We start from the raw sequence: 17258 nt of genomic DNA, 5'->3' as shown, positions 1-17258 counted from the left end.
GTGTTCACGATCACAGCACGGTCCCGATGCTTTTCGGTCCCCGCCGCGGAAACACTTCCAGTCTTCTAACCAGCGGACACGCCCTCGAATCACGACCTTGGTCACCCGTCACCGGCGGGAACCGGCCGCCGGTGGTCCGGGGCGGACGGAGGGCGTCCGGCAGGGGGCTGACGAAGGGCGTCCGGCCGGGTGCTGACGGAGCGTGGGCCGCGGGGCGTCAGCGGGGGATCGCGAGTTCGAACCAGACCGTCTTGCCGGTGCCGCGTCCCGGCCGGGTCCCCCAGCGGCGGGAGGTGCGCGCCACGAGCTGGAGTCCGCGGCCGCTCTCGTCCTCGTCGGCGGCGCTGCGGGCGCGCGGCGGATCGGGCAGGGGGTCGGAGACCTCGACGAGCAGCACCCCGTCGTCCCCGGAGGGACGCACCAGGCGCACCCCGATGGGACCGGTGGCGTGCCGCAGGGAGTTGGTCACGAGTTCGCTGACCAGGAGGGCCGCGACGTCGGCGAGGGTGCCCAGCTCCCAGGCGCGCAGCCGGGCGCGTACGGCCTCGCGGGCCGCCCGGACGGCACCGGGCTCCGCGGGGAAGGTCCATTCGGCGCAGTCGCCATCGGTGTCGAGCACGCCGATCACTTCCCAGCCAGCGGGGGCCACTCCATGTCCGGTTTCATGGGGTTAATGGGCACATACCCGATATTCGGGCGACAGTACCGCGCCGGGCGGGTCAAGGGCAGGGGTTCGTCAGGACGTCAGCCGCCGGGCCACCTCGCGGACGGCGGGCACGTCCTGCTCCAGCCAGTCGACGTCCCACAGCTCGCCGGCGTCGAGCCAGCGCAGGTCGTCGTGGTCCTCCAGGGGCTGGGGCGCCGGGCTGGCGGGCCGCAGGCGGGCCGTCCACACATGGAGGACGAAGGGGGCCCGCAGGGGCCAGACGCCCGGGACGCGCTCCATCACCTCGGCGTCCACGCCGAGTTCCTCGCGCAGTTCGCGGGCGAGCGCCGCGTCGGGCTCCTCGCCCGGTTCGACCTTGCCGCCGGGGAGCTCCCAGCGCCCGGCCAGGTCCGCCGGCGCACTCCGGCGTGCGGCGAGCAGGCGTCCCGCGTCCAGCAGCGCGGCGCCGACCACGATCCGTTCCGTCATGCGCCGGAGCCTACGGGAGCGCGTCGGGTCAGCGGTCGGCGCCGCTGCCGTTCGGTGTGATGCGCTCGACCCAGTAGAGCTGCTTGTGTCCACGGCCGTCGAGGCTGTCCGCGATCTTCTCGGCCTCCGCCCGGGTCGCGTACCGGCCCACGCGATAGCGATTGCCGTTGTCGTCCTGCCGGACGACGAGCTAGGGAAGAGTGATCGTGCTGTCGTTCACCGCGCCCCACTGCTCCTTCCCGCCCACGGCCGCCCGTATAACGCTCGCGGCCTGTGCCGTGCCCCGCCCGCTGAGGAAACCGCAATCCGCATATGCCCGAGCCTACGCCTAACCTTCACGCAGCGAATACGGCTTTTCACAAAGAGGTACGCAACCAGCCAAGCCGGAGGGGGCGCACGACGCAGAACGCGCCGTGCGCGCAAGGCGGTGCGCCCACTGGGTGGGCATGTCGAAGAAACCCGGCGCGACCTGCGGGAACGACCGCGAGGCAACAGAGCGCGCCGGGGCGGGTGTTGTCACCCCGCGCCGGGCAACGGCTGGAGGATGTGCGCTACTTCACTCGCGCCCGCGCGCTACTTGACCGGCAAGTGGTACGCGACGCGGTAGCGGTCGGCCGGCACCACCACGTCCGCCGTCTCCACCGGGCGGCCCGACGCGTAGTAGGTGCGCTGGATGACGAGGACGACATGGCCGGGGACACCGCCCAGCGCGTGCAGTTCCTCCGCGAGGCCGGGGCGGGCGCCGACCTCCTCGGTGACGTTGTCCACGACGACGTCGATGGCGGCCATCCGCTCGACGACGCCCATGCCGCCGAGCGGGCCCTCCTCGGGCAGCATCACGGGCGTCCGGCCGGTGACGGCGAGGGGCTCCCAGGAGGTGGAGAGCATCATGGGCTCACCCGCCTCCCGGAACAGATACCGCGTGCACATCACGCGCTCGCCCGGGCGGATGGCGAGCCGCTCGGCGACGGCCCTGCTGGCCACCGCCTGCTCGCTGCGGGACTCCCAGGTGCCGCGCACATCGCCGTCGGCCTGCTCCTGCCGGAACGGGGTGGCCCCGCTCGGCGGGCGGAAGCCGGAGCGGGCGATACGGCGGGGCACGGGCCGCTCGCGCACATAGGTCCCGGAGCCGGAGCGGCCCTCGACCAGCCCCTCGGCCATGAGCACCTTGCGCGCCTCCAGGGCGACAGTGTCCGAGACGCCGTACTCCTCACGGATCCTGGCCTGGGACGGGAGGCGGGTGTGCGGAGGGAGTGAACCGTCGACGATCTTCTTACGGAGATCACCCGCGACACGCAGATACGCCGGCTGCTCACCGAAAGTCACTGGCCGCTCCCATCAGGTTGTACAGACAGCAACAGCGTGGCAACCAAGCGTTGTCCTGTGCAAGCAAAGGCCAGAGAATCACTCGATGTGATGACTTGTGGCGGCGGAGGGCTTTACGCAGGCACTTTCTCCCCGTTATAGCCGCGCTCACACCTGAAGATCGCCCGCGTCCTCGCTCCCGCCGCCGCTGTCGGAGTCGTCCTCGTAGAGCGGCACCGTGGTGTCCAGGCCCAGGGCCTCGCGCGCGGTGACCGTCGTGGGGCCGTCCACGTACGCGTAGCCCTTCTCGTAGTGCGTGAAGTACGTGTCCGAGTCCTTCGCCGCGGCCGCCCGCCCCCACTCCGCGCGGGCGTCCTCCATCTCCCCGACCAGCTCGGTCACCGGCTTCTTCGCCCCGTCCGGCCAGCGGTGCCCGCGCAGCGCCGCGATCTGCTCGCCGAGCACCCGCCGCACGTCACGGGCCCATTCCTGGTTCGCGGCGAGGTCGTCGTCGGGGTGCGCCTGCGGCTCCTCGTACAGCACCGCGTCGACGGCGTTGACCGCGGTCAGGAAGGCGACCTGGTCGGCGTCGAGCGTCGTGGCGTCGCCTCGCAGCGAGCCTGTCAGCCGGCCGTCCTTCTCGGTGCTGCCGAAGAGGCAGGTGAGTTCCCGGTCGCCGAACCGCCAGCTCTGCGGGGTGGGGATGAAGTAGTAGACGTCCACGTCCTCGGGCACGCCCCAGGTGTCCATGGCGTAACCGTCGCTGAGGGCATAGCACTTGTCGTCGGCCGTGCGGGACAGCTCGTCCTCGCCGGGGTAGCGGCCGCCAGGCAGCGTCACCACCGCGAAGACCTCGCCGTCGTGCGCACCGGCGCAGGGCACCTTCTCCGCCTCGAAGGTCTCCCCCTCCAGGGTGCCCGACGGGGTGTCGAAGCAGTCGCCCTTGTCGAGCGCGAAGGCGCTGCCGTCACCCCTCGCGGCGCCCTTGAAGCCGTCCCAGAAGTCGGATGCGGCGCCGGTGGACAGCATCAGCGCCCACAGCGCCAGCCCCACCGCCGACAGCACCGACCCGGCGATCGCCATGCCCTTGCCGCGCTCGCCCTTCCTCCGGATCTGCGCGAGCGCGATCAGCCCGAGCACCAGTCCGACGGCCGGCACGAAGCACAGGATGCCGAGCACGAGGGACCCGATCGCGAGACCGTTGACCGGCGCCTGCCCCCCGTAGGGGCCGTACGGAAATCCGTACGGAGAAGGGAACGGCGGCGGCACGGACGGCCCCTGCGGGTACGGCCCTTGCGGGTACGGCCCCTGCGGCTGCTCCGGCGGCCCGTACGGCTGGTGGGGTCCGGAGGGCGGAGGTATCGACACGGGTACCGTGCTCCTGGTTCGGGCGGCGGGGATCGGCGAACGCCTGCGCGCATCGTAAGCGCGGGACGAGAGGGGACGACATGGGGGTCGCACGGGCGACTGTCCGTGCGGTGAACGGGCTCACGGCCCGCTGGGCCGGCTGCGGCCGTTCAGGGAGACCGCCTGGATGCCCGAGGCCGGGCCCTGGTGCGGGCGGGAGCTGACGGGACTCACGCGCTCCGGCGCCGTCCTGGACCGGGTCGGTGTGGCGGGCACCCCGGCGGGACGCGTCACGGAGCTGAAGGTGCTGGGCGACACGGCGACGGACGTCCATCTGGTGCTGGGCGAGGACGGGATGACACCCGGACAGGTCCTGGGAGCGGCGGTGGAGGTGCTGGAGCGCCGGTCCCCGGCCGTTCCGGGGCACGCGCTGCCCTACGGCGAGGTGGGCCCCGGCCTGAGCGTCGTACGGAAGCTCTCCCGGGAGCCCGCGCCGCCGACGCTCCACGTCCTGGTCCCGGCGTTCGGCCTGCGCGCCGACCACGATCTGACGGCGTCGCCCGGCGTGTTCGGGCTCACCACGGCCCGCGACCGCACGCGGGGGCACTTCCCCGGCATCAGCGCCTCCCCGCTGGCCGTGGGGTCGGCCGGGCAGTCCGTGACGGCGCGGTTCGGCGCCGACGGCTTCCACGCGGCGGCGGTGACGGCGATCACCGCGGTCGCGGGCGCCCCCCCCCGCCGCTTCGATGGCGGACGACGCAGGTCCGCGCCACGTTCGACCGGCCCTTCGGCTTCCTCGCCGTGCACCGGCCCACCCGCCTCGTCCTCGCGGCGGGCTGGGTCGAGGAACCCGAACGCCACCGCGAGGACGAGGACTTGACCGGATGACCGGTACTAGAACTGGAGCGCCCAGGCGTCGATGCGGCCCGTGTCCAGGCGCGCGTTGTCGCTGACCCTGAGTTTCCAGGTGCCGTCGGCCGTCTCCGAGGAGGCGTTCACCGTGTACGTGGTGTCGATGTTGTCGGCGCTGCCGCCGGTGCCGTAGGACTTCAGCGTGTAGGCCGAGCCGTCCGGGGCGACCAGCTGGATCTGGAGGTCGCCGATGTAGGTGTGGACGATGTGCACCTCTACGGCGAGGGCCGAGGGGGCGTTGCCGGAGACGCCGGAGACCGTCACCGGGGACTCGGCGGTGGCGTTGTCGGCGATCGTGTGGTCGGCGGTGTTCTCGAAGCGCGGTCCGGGCGGGGTGGTCGTGCCGCCGCCGACGTACAGCAGGCGGTTGGGCGAGCCCGAGCCGGGGCTGCCGACGACGCCGCTCGTGGCGGCCTCCGTCAGGGCCGAGGCGACCTGCGCCGGGGTGGCGGAGGGGTTGTCGGCGAGGTAGAGCGCGGCGGCACCCGCGACGTGCGGGGTCGCCATCGACGTGCCCGAGATGGTGTTGGTGGCCGAGTCGCCGCTGTTCCAGGACGAGGTGATGGACGAGCCGGGCGCGAACAGGTCCAGTGCGCTGCCGTAGTTGGAGTAACTCGCCCGGGCGTCGGTGGAGGTCGTCGCGCCGACCGTGATCGCCTCGGTGACGCGGGCGGGCGACTTGGTGGAGGCGTTCGTCGACTCGTTGCCGGCGGCGACGGCGAAGGTGACGCCGGAGGCGATGGCGTTGCGTACGGCCGTGTCGAGGGCGGTGTCGGCACCGCCGCCCAGCGACATGTTGGCGACGGCCGGCTTGACCGCGTTCCGGGCGACCCAGTCGATGCCGGCGACGACCTGGGCGGTCGTGCCCGAGCCGGAGTTGTTCAGCACGCGGACGCCGACGATCTTCGCCTTCTTGGCGACGCCGTACGAGGACCCGGCGACCGTTCCCGCGACGTGCGTGCCGTGGCCGTGGCCGTCCTGGGCGGTGTTGTCGTTGTCGATGGCGTCGTAGCCGTAGGAGGCGCGGCCGCCGAAGTCCTGGTGGGTGATGCGGACTCCGGTGTCGATGATGTACGCCGTCACGCCCTGCCCGGCCGAGTCGGGGTAGGTGTAGGAGTTGTCGAGCGGCAGGTTCTTCTGGTCGATGCGGTCCAGGCCCCAGGAGGGCGGGCTGGGCTGGGTGCCCTCGACGTGGAAGGTGCGGTTCTGGACGACGGAGGCGACGGCCGGGTCGGCGGCGAGCCGCGCGGCCTCGGTCTCGGACGCCTCGACCTCGTAGCCGTTGAGGGCCGTGCGGTAGGTGCGCTCGATGCCGGCGCCGTAGCGCTCGACGAGGGCCCGGGCCGTCTTCGAGTCCGAACGGGCCCGGTCGGCCTTGAGGGTGACGATGTAGCTGTCGGCCACGGCGTTCGCCGCGCCCGCGTACTGGACGTGGCCCTCGGGTGCGGCCGAGGCGGGGAGCGCGGTGACGAGGCCCGCGGCGAGGACCGCGGTGGCCGCCGTGCTGAGCAGGGCCAGTCTTCGGCGGGTCGTGCGCTGGGGGGTACGCATCACTGCCATCTGAGGGTTCCTCCTCAATCGGTGGTGCGCCGGCGTGGGGTGGCACGGGACGACGAGGGAAGCCAGACAACGTCAGAGCCATGCCCGTCATGATCATGACAAGTCCGTACGGCGTCCGTGCGCCAGCCGAAAGATTGAGGCCTCCACAGGAATTGCACAAGGGCCCTGCGTGAGCCAGTCGTCGGGCGAGCCGCTCACGCAGGGCGGAGGGAGGATCCGGCGCGGGGCTCGGTCAGACGTCGAACGCCGTCGCCCGCGCACTCTTCTCCCAGGGCGCGATGTCCTCGCGGACCTGGTCGAGGTGGCCGAGCACCGCACTCACGCCGTCGTCCCCGAGCGGCAGCCGCAGCGGGGTCGGCTCCGCCTGGAGCGCGGCCAGGATGACCGCCGCGGCCTTGGCCGGGTCACCGGGCTGCGAACCGTCGCCGCCCTCGACGAAGCCGCGCGTCGCGCTCACCTTCGGGTACAGCCCGCTGTCCGTGCTGGCCCCGGCCCGGCCCGTCTCGAACAGCGAGGTGCGGAAGGCGCCCGGCTCGACGATCAGCACCTTGATGCCGAAGTCCGCGACCTCGTCCGCCAGCGCCTCCGACATGCCCTCCAGGGCGAACTTCGTTCCGCTGTACGCGGAGAAGCCCGCGAACGACATCTGCCCGCCCATACTGGACAGCTGCACGATCGCCCCGGACCGGCGCTCGCGCATGTGCGGCAGCACGGCCCGCACGAGGGCGGCGGGACCGAAGACATGCACGTCGAACAACGCCCGCAGCTCGTCCTCGGTGGTCTCCTCGAAGGCGCCGACATGCGTGCGTCCCGCGCTGTTGACCAGGACGTCGATCCGTCCGTGCCGCGCGACGACGTCCGCCACGGCCGCCTCGGCGGCGCCCGTCTCCGCGACGTCCAGGCGCAACGCCTCCACCTGGTCGGGGTGGGCCGCGAGCAGATCGTCCATGGCCTCGGGCCGCCGTACCGCGCCGACCACCACATCTCCGTCGGCCAGCGCCAGCTCCGCGAGCGCCCGCCCGAAACCGCTGCTCGCCCCGGTGATCAGCCAGACCTTGTTCATGACTACTCCTCGTTCCGCGACGGGGTCCGACGGGCCTCGGCGGGTCGCGTCGGCCTACGCGGTTCAGCCTCCTGCGGAACCCCCTTGCCCGTCCAAGACCCACGCTGATAACCGATGGTTATGACGCTGGACGTTCATGTACGAGACCTGCGCTACTTCGTGACGGTCGCCGAGGAACTGCACTTCACGCAGGCCGCCGCGCGGCTGTACGTCTCCCAGCCCGCCCTCAGCAAGCAGGTCCGGGCGCTGGAGCGGCAGTTGGGCGTCGAGCTGCTGCGCCGCGGACCGCGTGGCGTCACCCTCACCGAGGCGGGCGCCGCCCTCCTGCCGCACGCGCGGCGCGTGCTGGCCGCCTGGGCGGAAGGGGCGGAGGCACTCGACACGGTCCGGGCGGCGGCCCGCGGCACGCTGGTCGTGGGCATGAGCACCAGCCCCGGCCGCGGCGGGCTGCTGCCGGCGATCCGCTCGCGGTTCACGGCCGCGCACCCCGAGGTGACGGTCCGGCTGCGGCAGGTGAGCTGGGAGGACCCCACGGCGGGCCTGGCGGACGGCGAGGCCGACGTCGCCTTCGTCTGGCTGCCGCTGCCCGACGCCGGGCGCTACGGCTGGACGGTGGCCGCCGAGGAGCCCCGGCTGGTCGCCCTGCCCGAGGCACATCCGCTGGCCGCCCGGCCGGAGGTGGACTTCGCCGACCTCGCCGACGAGCCCTTCCTCGCCCTGCCGAAGAGCGCGGGGCCGCTGCGCGAGCACTGGCTGGCGCTGGACGAGCGCGGCGGACGGCCCCCGCGCATCGGGGCCGAGATCGCGAGCACGGAGGAGACCTACGAGGCGCTGGTCGCCGGCCTCGGCATCTGCCTCGTGGCCTCGGGCAACGCCCCCCTGATCACCCTCGGCGGCGTGGTCAGCCGCCCGGTCCGGGGCCTCTCCCCCACCCGCTACGCCCTGGCCTGGCGCCGCACGGACGAGGACCGGCCACTGGTGCGGGGGTATGCGCGGGCTTGCGGGGAGGTCACGGGGCAGGGGTGAGGGGGCGCCTGTGAGGGGGGCCAGTGAGGGGCGCCTGTGAGGGGGGCCTGTGAGGGGGCGGCCTCTACCGGGAAAGCCGTGCAGCGCTCACGCGTCCTCGGTGGCCGGTGCCCGGGTCGGCGTCGGCGTCGCGCCCAGGCGGGCCTGTTCCTCCTCGACGATGCGGCGGGCCAGGCCGAGGTCGGAGACGTCCACCGCGTCCGGGGTCGACTCGGCGACGGCACTGCGGCGGGCGTAGGCGTCGAAGAGGCGGGACTTGTTCTCCAGGAGCCGGACCAGGCGTTCGTCCACGCCGCCCGTGCACAGCAGGCGGTGCACCGACACCGAGCGGACCTGGCCCATGCGGTGGGCGCGGGCGACCGCCTGGTGCTCGATGGTCGGCTTCAGCTGCGGCTCGCACAGGATCACCACGGACGCGGCCTGCATGTTCAGGCCCACTCCCCCGGCCTCGATCTGCGCGAGCAGCACCGCGTGACCGGGCGCGGCGGCGAAGTCGTCCACCATCCGCTGCCTGCGGGCCGGCGGCACACTGCCGGTGAGCGGCCCGAACACATGCCCCTCGTCGCTCTTCCCGAGTGCCTCGTGGACCGTGCCCAGGACGTCGCGGAACGCCGAGAACACCACGGCCTTGTGCCCGTTCTCGGCGGCCTCCTCGACGATCTCCCGCAGCCGCTCGAGCTTCGCCGACCCCTCGGGGCGTGCGTACGCCGCCCTGCGCATGGCCATGAAGTTGCCCGCCCGCACGGCCTCCCGGTACGCCTCCTCGTCCTGCGCGCTGGGCTCCTCCCACTCGTCGGTGTGCTGGAGCGCGGGGAGTTCGGTGAGCACGTCCTGCTGGTTGCGGCGCAGGTAGACGGGCGCGACCGCCTTGCGGAACGCCTTCGAGCCCGCCACGCCGTCGTGCTCGTCGACGCGCTCGGCGAGGTCCGGCTGCAGGATGCGCACCAGGCTGCGGAACTCCTCGACCCGGTTCTCCATGGGCGTGCCGGTCAGGAACAGCACGCGGTCACAGGTCCCCGCCCAGGCGGAGACGGCGCCGGCGCGGCGCGTGCCCGGGTTCTTGACGTAGTGCGCCTCGTCGACGACGAGCATGCCGAGCTCGCCGGTGCCGGGCACCGGGAAGCCGCGCAGGGCGTCGAAGGTGGTGACGGCGACGCCGCCCCGCTCCTTCCAGTCGGCGAACGCGTCCTGCCGGTCCGGGCCGTGCACCGGGGTCACCCACAGCGTGCTGCGCTTCTCGGTCTCCCGGGTCCAGTTGATGAGCACGCTGGCCGGGCAGACCACCAGGAAGTGGGTGTCGCCGCTCGCGGCCAGGTGGGCCAGCGCGGCGATGGCCTGGATCGTCTTGCCGAGCCCCATCTCGTCGCCGAGGATCACCCGGCGCTGCGCGAGCGCGAACCGCGTGCCGAACGCCTGGTAGCCGCGCAGCGACACCCGGCGGCGGGTGTCGTCCAGCGACTGGGCGCGCACCCGGTCGGCCACCTCGTCCGGCAGGAAGCCCTCGGCGGCGGCCGGGTCGGGGGCGCGGCCCGACACCTCGGCGAGCAGGCTGTAGTACTCGGCGGAGCGCAGCTCGAAGTCGACCAGGGCGGCCACGTCGGACTCCGGGCGGCGCAGCAGGTCCACCGACGCCTGGGCCAGCAGTCCGGGTACGCCGTCCTCGTGGGCCCGCTCCGTCGCGGCGCGGATCTCCGCCACGGCGGCGGCCGCCCGCTCCCGTCCGGCCCGCCCGGCGAACAGCATGCGCAGCCGCCCGGCCGCGGGGGCCGCCTCGGTGAGCAGCGGTCCGAGCCGCTTCACCAGCCCGGCGGCCGTCTCGACGGCGCGGCGCGCCTCGGGACCGGCCTCCACCAGCACGTTCAAGGCCGCGACGAGGGCGGTGGTCCGCGGCTCCGGCCGGTCCACGTCGATGTGCACGGCGACGGTGTCCCCTACGGCGTCGGCGATCCGGCGTGCGGCGGCCACCGTCTGGTCGGCGGTCTGCCGGCCGACGCCGGGCAGCTGCCGCAACCGGTAGGCACCGGCGTCGAGGACCTGCCCGACCGTACGGAAGCCGCCCTTCTCCACCTCGCCCAGCCGCAGCCGGCCCTCGGTGAGGTCCTTCAGCCGGGCGACCGGGATGCCGTCCAGCTCCCGCCGTACGAGGTCGTCGTGGATCGGCGCCAGGGCCGCGTGCACGGCGGCCACGGCCCGCGCGTGGTCCTCGGCCACGGCCCGCGCGGCCTCGTACAGCCGCCGCCCCCCGACGACCGCCTCCCGCTCACTACGCCCCATCCCGCGCAACCCTCCCCAACGTCTCCCCGCATCCTGCCACCGCCGGCGAACCCCTTCCCCATCCGGTGCGCCGCCGCACGATCTCGTGGTCGGGTCCCAGCCGAGTCGCTACCGTTGCACCATGACCGCACTGCCCGACTGGATGCGCCCCCCGCGCGAGGAAGGCTGGTTCGCGGAGGACCTGGACCGCCTCCCCGAGGCGCCCCGCCACACCGAGCTGATCGACGGAGCGCTTGTCTTCATGATGTCGCCGCAGAGGTGGTGGCACGGCCACCTCGTCACCATGCTCACCGTCGCTCTCATGGAGCAGGCACCCGGCGATGTCAGGGTCGGCCGCGAGATGACCATCAGGCTCGACGCGCGGAATCGCCCCGAGCCGGATCTGCTGCTGACGACAGCGGACTACGACGGAGACCGCACCTGGTTCGCGCCGGACGAGGTGCGGCTCGTCATCGAGGTCGTCTCACCCGAGTCCGCACATCGGGACCGCACGGTCAAGCTCCGCAAGTACGCGGAGGCGGGCATCCCGCACTACTGGTGCATCGAGGACGAGACAGGATCCCCTGTCGTCCACGTCTACGAACTCGACGGCCCGACCGGCGCCTACGCCCCCGCCGGCATCTTCCGTGGCACCCTCGCCCGCCCCGTGCCCTTCGAGATCACCCTGGACCTCGACAAGCTCACCCCGCGGGGCGGCACCTGAGCCGGCGCCGGACCGCATGGAGGCTCTCCGGCCCTCACGTCGGCCGGACCACCACGACCGGGAGCGGGTCGTCCGTGAGGGCGGATCGGTGCGGTGGAGAGCCGCCAGACCGTGCAGGTCGAAAGGCGCCCGCGCCAGCTTGATGGAGCCGGCGAAGAGCAGTTCATGCGGTCGTTGACGGTGGGGTCCGAAGATCGGACAGCAGATGTCGACCACTTTGGGAGGCACGGGCGTCTGGCGCTGTTCGATTGCCAGGCGGCTAGAAGGGGTCGGCCGAGGTGCTCTGCGTGACGTTCTCGACGATCGTGCGCAACCACGGGCTGCGCACGGCCGGCAGCCGGACCAAGGTGTGCAGGAACGTTGCCCGGTCGGCCCGGAACAGGTAGTTGGGGAGCAGCGGGAGAGGGTCGTCGCGGAGTACGCCCTGGGGTATGCGGCCTGACGCAGGCACCGGCAAGCAGGGCTGGGGAGAGACCAGCCACAGCCACACCCCCAGCGGCAGGGGCACCGGGTATGCCGACGCAGTGGGGCTGGCGGGGGTCCAGGTCCGACCCGTCTGGGGATGGACCGGTACGAGGAGGATGTGGGCGCCCGCGTTCGGGGAGGGCTGTCCAGGTCCGGCCAGTACGGCGCGCCGCTTCGGAGGGCCTGCGGGCAGCAGGGCGTCGAGCGCGCGTTGGAACACGTCCGCGGTCAGACCGCCCGGAACCTTCACCGGCCGCCCGTGGGAGGCGACCAGCAGGTGGGCGAGCGCCTGGCCGGCTGCCGCCTCCCACTGCGGGCTCCACGACCAGTAGTGGCCCGACCCCATCCGTCCTCCCCACGTGGCAATCGGCTCGAACGGGGGCGTCTTCTCCCCCTTCTCTGCCAGCTCCGACCAGGAGAGGGGCGCAGCGTGGATACCGTCAACGGGGATGCGGTGCACGGCGTCCGGGCTGAGCCGCACTGCCTGCCAGAGCGAGCAGTCGTCGACCCTGGTCGCCACGGGGAGGTCGCATGTCTCGCAGGCCATGTTGGGTCCCTCGGCTCCGTCGAGGCCGCAGCAGGCACCGCCGCGTTTCCCAGGGATCAGGCGGGTTCCGCGGATATCGCCGGGCGCGATGACACTCGCCCCGGGCGCGCTGTCGGACAGGACGTGGACCGGCGCGTAGATGCCTCGTGCCTCCGCCTCGTCCGGATCGATCTCGTCCCACATCCGCCACGGGCCTCCCCAGGGGTCCGGGTCCACGGCAAACGTCCCGGACTCCATGAGAACCGGAAGCTGGGCCCCGTTCCCGTACTTCTGACGGGCGTGGACCGGCAGTGAGACCGGGGACAGCGCGGTGGTCAGCTCGGCGCCGCATCCCGCACACACGAAAACGAACAAATGCCCTCCGCCTGGGAAACAGACGCATCGTCGCAACTGGCCGGCAGCCGGCCAACATGTTTTCTCATCCGTCGCGGGAACGGCACCGCAGGGTCGGCGATGCATGCCCGCGGAAACGTCAAGGAGCGAACGGCTCCGCCAACAGCACGACCCGATCGCTCTCGACGTCGAACCCGAGTACGGGATGGCTGCCGTCGCCGCCCTCGGCATCCATCAGCACTGGTTTCCCCAACCGCCGTCCGATGGCCGTGAGGAACCCGCAGAGCAAGTCGAGTCGCGCCTGCCCCTGGAGTTCCCGCAGGTCGACATCGAAGTCGATCTCGTCCGACGAATGGAAGCGGAAGATCACCAGCACGTCGACAGCCGGCCAGACCCTCAACTGCGCGCACTCAGCATCGGCCGGGCGGGACAGCGCTGTCTCCGCCCCTCGTTCTGTCCGGCCTCACGCGGCACCCCGGAAACCCCGGCACACGGCCAGGAGACAGGCTGATCCGGCCGGAGAGAACAGGGGCCAGACCCTAGGATCTGGCCCCTGACCTGGGGGTTTACGCCCTGACCGGGCACTTCAGCCGATCAAGGAATCAGGCACTACACGTTGAAGCGGAACTCCACCACGTCCCCGTCCTGCATGACGTAGTCCTTGCCCTCCATGCGTGCCTTGCCCTTCGCGCGGGCCTCGGCGACCGAGCCGGTCTCGACCAGGTCCTCGAAGGAGATGACCTCCGCCTTGATGAAGCCCTTCTGGAAGTCGGTGTGGATGACACCGGCGGCCTCGGGGGCGGTGGCGCCCTTCTTGATCGTCCAGGCGCGGGACTCCTTGGGGCCGGCCGTCAGGTAGGTCTGCAGGCCGAGGGTGTTGAAGCCGACGCGGGCCAGGGTGGCGAGGCCGGGCTCCTCGGCGCCGACCGACTGCAGGAGCTCCATGGCGTCCTCCTCGTCGAGCTCGGCGAGGTCCGCCTCCAGCTTGGCGTTGAGGAAGATCGCCTCGGCGGGGGCGACCAGGGCGCGCTGCTCGGCCTTGAAGTCGTCGTCTACCAGTTCGTCCTCGTCGACGTTGAAGACGTAGAGGAAGGGCTTGGTGGTCAGCAGGTGCAGGTCGTGCAGGAGCTCCTCGTTGCCGGAGCCCTGGACGATGCCCGCGGAGAAGAGGGTGTCGCCCTTCTCCAGGATCTCCTTGGCCTCCTCGACGGCCTTGACCTTCGGCGCGATGTCCTTCTTGATCCGCGACTCCTTCTGGAGGCGCGGCAGGACCTTCTCGATCGTCTGGAGGTCGGCGAGGATCAGCTCGGTGTTGATCGTCTCGATGTCGTCCTTGGGCGAGACCTTGCCGTCGACGTGGACGACGTTCTCGTCCTTGAAGGCCCGGATGACCTGGCAGATCGCGTCGGACTCACGGATGTTCGCCAGGAACTTGTTGCCCAGGCCCTCGCCCTCGGAGGCGCCGCGCACGATACCCGCGATGTCGACGAAGTCGACGGTCGCCGGGAGGATCCGCTGGGACGCGAAGATCTCGGCCAACTTCGTCAGCCGCGCGTCCGGGACGCCCACGACACCGACGTTGGGCTCGATCGTGGCGAACGGGTAGTTGGCCGCCAGCACGTCGTTCTTGGTCAGGGCGTTGAACAGGGTCGACTTGCCGACATTCGGCAGACCGACGATTCCGATCGTGAGCGACACGTTGCGACTTCCCGTACGTGAGAGATGAGGACTGGGGTTGGGGCCGATCCACCAGTCTACGGCGTGCCGGGCCCGCCCCCGGCGTGCCGTCGAACACCTGGCCAAGGTGCGCCCCCGGGCGTGTCCGTCGCCCGCCGCACCCCGTCCCGCGCCCTAGGTTGGTGCACAGGAGCGGCACGGGGTGCGACCCGCCGGGCGCGGAGCGCCACGAGATACGCGGTTCCCCACGGGTGAGGGCGGGTACGCGCCGCGCGAGCGGCTGCGGATGCGGATGTCGAGGCGGACGGGGACACGGTGGAGCGGGGCGAGGGCCGTACGAGGCGCGGCGAGGGCGGGATCGTGCCGGGCTCGGGCGAACGGGAGGCGGGGCGTGGCGGCGCAGGGGCCGGACGGCGGTCCGCCTGGCCCGCGCGGTCCCGCTCCGGAGGGACCACGAGCGCAGTCTCACGGTCCGCCCGGTCCCCGCAGGGCCTGCCCCGGTCCGCGCGGGCCGCGTCGGCGGCCCGGGACCCGCGGCCGCCACGGCGCGGAGCCGTCCGGCCGGCTCCGGCCACCCGGCCCGTCGCCCAGCGCCGGCCCGTCCCCTCCCGCCCTGCCGGGGCGGTACGGCGGCCGGGTCCTGCCCCGGGGAGCACGACCGTCGGGCGGCTGCCCCACCCACGGCTGACCGGGCTGGGCAGCGGGCTGTTCTGCGGGGTGGCGATGCTGCTGCTCGGCTTCCTCGACTCCGCGCTGTCCGGTTCGCTGGGCCTGTACAGCGTGCTGTTCCTGCCGGTGTGCGTTGTGACCGCGCTGTGGGTGCGTGAGGGCGACCTGCTGACCGCGCCCGTGGTCGTGCCGAACGCCTTCGCGCTGGGGCTGCTCCCGGCGGCCGACCACGGCGGGGGCCTCGGCGGTCACCTCATGGGCCTGGTGACCGCCCTCGCGACCGAGGCCGGCTGGCTGTACGGCGGGACTCTGATCGCCGGTGTCGTCGTCCTCGTCCGCCGGGTCCGGCTGGTGGCGCGGCGCGCCGCGATCCGGGGCCGCGCCGACTGACCGCCGCCGCTCGGCCGGCGGCGGCCGAGCGGCCTGCAGGCTACGACGCCTGGTCCGCGACCGCCGTCTCCGCCGCGTGCATCGCCGCCCCCACGATCCCCGCGTTGTTCTGCAGCTGTGCGGGGACGATCTCCGCGCGGATGCCCTCGATGTGGGGCAGGAACTTGTGGGCCTTGCGGCTCACCCCGCCGCCGATGATGAACAGCTCGGGCGAGAACAGCATCTCGACGTGCGCGAGGTACTTCTGGACCCGGTGGGCCCAGTGCTCCCAGGTCAGGTCCTCATCCTCCTTGGCCTTGCTGGAGGCGCGCTTCTCCGCGTCGTGGCCGTTCAGTTCGAGGTGGCCGAGCTCGGTGTTGGGGACCAGGCGGCCGTCGAGGAACAGGGCGCTGCCGATGCCCGTGCCGAAGGTGAGCAGGAACACCGTGCCCTTGCGGCCGCGCCCGGCGCCGAAGTGCATCTCGGCGACTCCGGCGGCGTCGGCGTCGTTGACCACCGTCACCGGGAGGCCACCGAGGCGCTCGCCGAACAACGCGCGCGCGTCGGTGTCGATCCAGCCCTTGTCGACGTTCGCCGCGGTGCGGATCGTGGAGCCGTCGGTCACCACCCCGGGGAAGGTGAGCCCGACCGGGCCGGTCCAGCCGAAGTGCTCGACGACCTGGAGCACACCGTCGGCGACCCCGTCGGGGGTCGCCGGGTGCGGGGTGAGCACCTTGTGGCGCTCCTGGGCCAGGTCGCCCTTGTCGAGGTCCACCGGGGCGCCCTTGATCCCGGATCCGCCGATGTCCAAGCCGAAGATCTGCATGGCCCTACGTTACGACGGACGCCTGACGGTCACTCACCGGTCGCGGAACCGGTGCGCTCGGCGATGAGCGCCGCCGCCTCCTCGCGCAGGTCGCGGCGCAGCTCCTTGGGCAGCGAGAACGTGATGGACTCCTCGGCCGCCTTGACGATCTCGACGTCCTCGAAGCCGCGCTGCGACAGCCACTCCAGGACCTGCTCGACGAGTACCTCCGGCACCGAGGCGCCCGAGGTGACGCCGACGGTGGTGACGCCGTCCAGCCAGCCCTCCTCGATCTCGTCCGCGAAGTCGACCAGGTACGCCGCGCGGGCGCCCGCCAGCTTGGCGACCTCCACCAGCCGCTTGGAGTTGGAGGAGTTGCGCGAGCCGACGACGATGACGAGGTCGGCCTCGGCGCCCATCTGCTTCACGGCGAGCTGACGGTTCTGCGTGGCGTAGCAGATGTCGTCGCTGGGCGGCGAGATCAGCTGCGGGAACTTCTCCTTGAGGGCGTCGACGGTCTCCATGGTCTCGTCGACGGAGAGCGTGGTCTGGGAGAGCCAGACGACCTTGGACTCGTCGCGGACCTCGACCTTGGCGACGTCGGCGGGGCCGTCGACGAGCTGGATGTGCTCGGGGGCCTCGCCGGAGGTGCCGATGACCTCCTCGTGGCCCTCGTGCCCGATGAGGAGGATGTCGTAGTCCTCGTCGGCGAACCGGACCGCTTCCTTGTGGACCTTGGTGACCAGCGGGCAGGTCGCGTCGATGGTGGCGAGCCGGCCGCGGGCGGCCTCCTCGTGGACGACGGGGGCGACGCCGTGGGCGGAGAACATCACGATGTTCCCCGGCGGCACCTCCTCCGTGCGCTCGACGAAGATCGCGCCCTTCTTCTCCAGGGTCTGCACGACGTACTTGTTGTGGACGATCTCGTGCCGGACGTAGACGGGAGCGCCGTACTGCTCCAGGGCTTTCTCGACGGCGATCACGGCGCGGTCCACACCCGCGCAGTAGCCACGGGGGGCGGCGAGCAGGACACGGCGGCCAGGCGAAGCAGTCATGCGTCCCATCGTA

The 17258-nt window shown here is 72.3% G+C and carries 15 protein-coding genes and 2 pseudogenes; 4 read left to right on the top strand and 13 right to left on the bottom strand.

What is annotated here, in order from left to right:
* Nucleotides 1-217: 217 nt before the first annotated feature.
* From ADL34_RS29285 to ADL34_RS29265, 5 genes and pseudogenes are all read right to left on the bottom strand, one after another.
* A complete protein-coding gene (locus ADL34_RS29285; protein WP_234375130.1) occupies nt 218-619 on the bottom strand; it encodes an ATP-binding protein in 402 nt (133 codons plus the stop codon).
* Nucleotides 620-736: 117 nt separating this feature from the next.
* Complete coding sequence (locus ADL34_RS29280; RefSeq protein WP_062668651.1) at nt 737-1135, bottom strand: (deoxy)nucleoside triphosphate pyrophosphohydrolase; 399 nt, start codon at nt 1133-1135, stop codon at nt 737-739.
* A 28-nt stretch (nt 1136-1163) separates the two neighbouring features.
* Nucleotides 1164-1355: pseudogene (locus ADL34_RS29275) on the bottom strand (SPOR domain-containing protein).
* Between the two features lie 353 nt (nt 1356-1708).
* Nucleotides 1709-2461, bottom strand: coding sequence for a GntR family transcriptional regulator (locus ADL34_RS29270; protein WP_062668650.1), 753 nt, complete (start codon nt 2459-2461; stop codon nt 1709-1711).
* A 147-nt stretch (nt 2462-2608) separates the two neighbouring features.
* Nucleotides 2609-3808, bottom strand: coding sequence for a DUF4190 domain-containing protein (locus tag ADL34_RS29265; protein WP_062668649.1), 1200 nt, complete (start codon nt 3806-3808; stop codon nt 2609-2611).
* Between the two features lie 166 nt (nt 3809-3974).
* Between ADL34_RS29265 and ADL34_RS29260 the strand changes: the two genes are divergently transcribed.
* Nucleotides 3975-4667 (top strand): hypothetical protein, encoded by a 693-nt coding sequence (locus ADL34_RS29260; protein ID WP_062668648.1) that lies wholly within the window; start codon nt 3975-3977, stop codon nt 4665-4667.
* 14 nt (nt 4668-4681) lie between these two features.
* On the opposite strand, the gene ADL34_RS29255 is transcribed toward ADL34_RS29260, so the two are convergent.
* Nucleotides 4682-6259 (bottom strand): S8 family peptidase, encoded by a 1578-nt coding sequence (locus ADL34_RS29255; protein WP_062668647.1) that lies wholly within the window; start codon nt 6257-6259, stop codon nt 4682-4684.
* Between the two features lie 232 nt (nt 6260-6491).
* Nucleotides 6492-7322 (bottom strand): oxidoreductase, encoded by an 831-nt coding sequence (locus ADL34_RS29250; RefSeq protein ID WP_062668646.1) that lies wholly within the window; start codon nt 7320-7322, stop codon nt 6492-6494.
* Nucleotides 7323-7436: 114 nt separating this feature from the next.
* Here ADL34_RS29250 and ADL34_RS29245 point away from each other — a divergent pair, with 114 nt between their 5' ends.
* Complete coding sequence (locus ADL34_RS29245) at nt 7437-8348, top strand: LysR family transcriptional regulator (protein WP_062668645.1); 912 nt, start codon at nt 7437-7439, stop codon at nt 8346-8348.
* Between the two features lie 87 nt (nt 8349-8435).
* On the opposite strand, the gene ADL34_RS29240 is transcribed toward ADL34_RS29245, so the two are convergent.
* Nucleotides 8436-10622, bottom strand: coding sequence for a DEAD/DEAH box helicase (locus tag ADL34_RS29240; RefSeq protein ID WP_062739830.1), 2187 nt, complete (start codon nt 10620-10622; stop codon nt 8436-8438).
* A 121-nt stretch (nt 10623-10743) separates the two neighbouring features.
* On the opposite strand from ADL34_RS29240, the gene ADL34_RS29235 reads away from it, so the two are divergent.
* Nucleotides 10744-11325: a Uma2 family endonuclease gene (locus ADL34_RS29235; protein ID WP_062673274.1), complete on the top strand. Its 582-nt coding sequence runs from the start codon at nt 10744-10746 to the stop codon at nt 11323-11325.
* 259 nt (nt 11326-11584) lie between these two features.
* Here the strand turns inward: ADL34_RS29235 and ADL34_RS29230 are convergent, their stop codons facing one another.
* The 3 genes and pseudogenes from ADL34_RS29230 to ychF form a co-directional block, all read right to left on the bottom strand.
* Entirely contained in the window at nt 11585-12691 is a 1107-nt protein-coding gene (locus ADL34_RS29230) for a hypothetical protein (protein WP_062673272.1), read from the bottom strand.
* A gap of 118 nt (nt 12692-12809) precedes the next feature.
* Nucleotides 12810-13115 (bottom strand): annotated as a pseudogene (locus ADL34_RS29225) (hypothetical protein); the annotation flags it as partial.
* Between the two features lie 164 nt (nt 13116-13279).
* Nucleotides 13280-14368, bottom strand: coding sequence for a redox-regulated ATPase YchF (ychF, locus tag ADL34_RS29220; protein WP_062673270.1), 1089 nt, complete (start codon nt 14366-14368; stop codon nt 13280-13282).
* 702 nt (nt 14369-15070) lie between these two features.
* Here ychF and ADL34_RS29215 point away from each other — a divergent pair.
* Nucleotides 15071-15406 carry a DUF6542 domain-containing protein gene (locus ADL34_RS29215; protein ID WP_420714279.1) on the top strand — a complete coding sequence of 112 codons (336 nt, stop codon included), beginning with the start codon at nt 15071-15073 and terminating at the stop codon, nt 15404-15406.
* A 40-nt stretch (nt 15407-15446) separates the two neighbouring features.
* Here the strand turns inward: ADL34_RS29215 and ppgK are convergent, their stop codons facing one another.
* Together ppgK and ADL34_RS29205 are read right to left on the bottom strand one after the other, a co-directional pair.
* Nucleotides 15447-16211, bottom strand: coding sequence for a polyphosphate--glucose phosphotransferase (gene ppgK, locus ADL34_RS29210; RefSeq protein ID WP_062673268.1), 765 nt, complete (start codon nt 16209-16211; stop codon nt 15447-15449).
* Between the two features lie 29 nt (nt 16212-16240).
* Nucleotides 16241-17254 (bottom strand): 4-hydroxy-3-methylbut-2-enyl diphosphate reductase, encoded by a 1014-nt coding sequence (locus ADL34_RS29205; protein ID WP_079034426.1) that lies wholly within the window; start codon nt 17252-17254, stop codon nt 16241-16243.
* Nucleotides 17255-17258: the final 4 nt, after the last annotated feature.

Origin of the sequence: Streptomyces sp. NRRL WC-3605 (assembly GCF_001509795.1) — a bacterium.
GTDB classification, from domain to species: domain Bacteria; phylum Actinomycetota; class Actinomycetes; order Streptomycetales; family Streptomycetaceae; genus Streptomyces; species Streptomyces viridochromogenes.
This window is presented reverse-complemented; position numbering and strand designations above follow the sequence as displayed.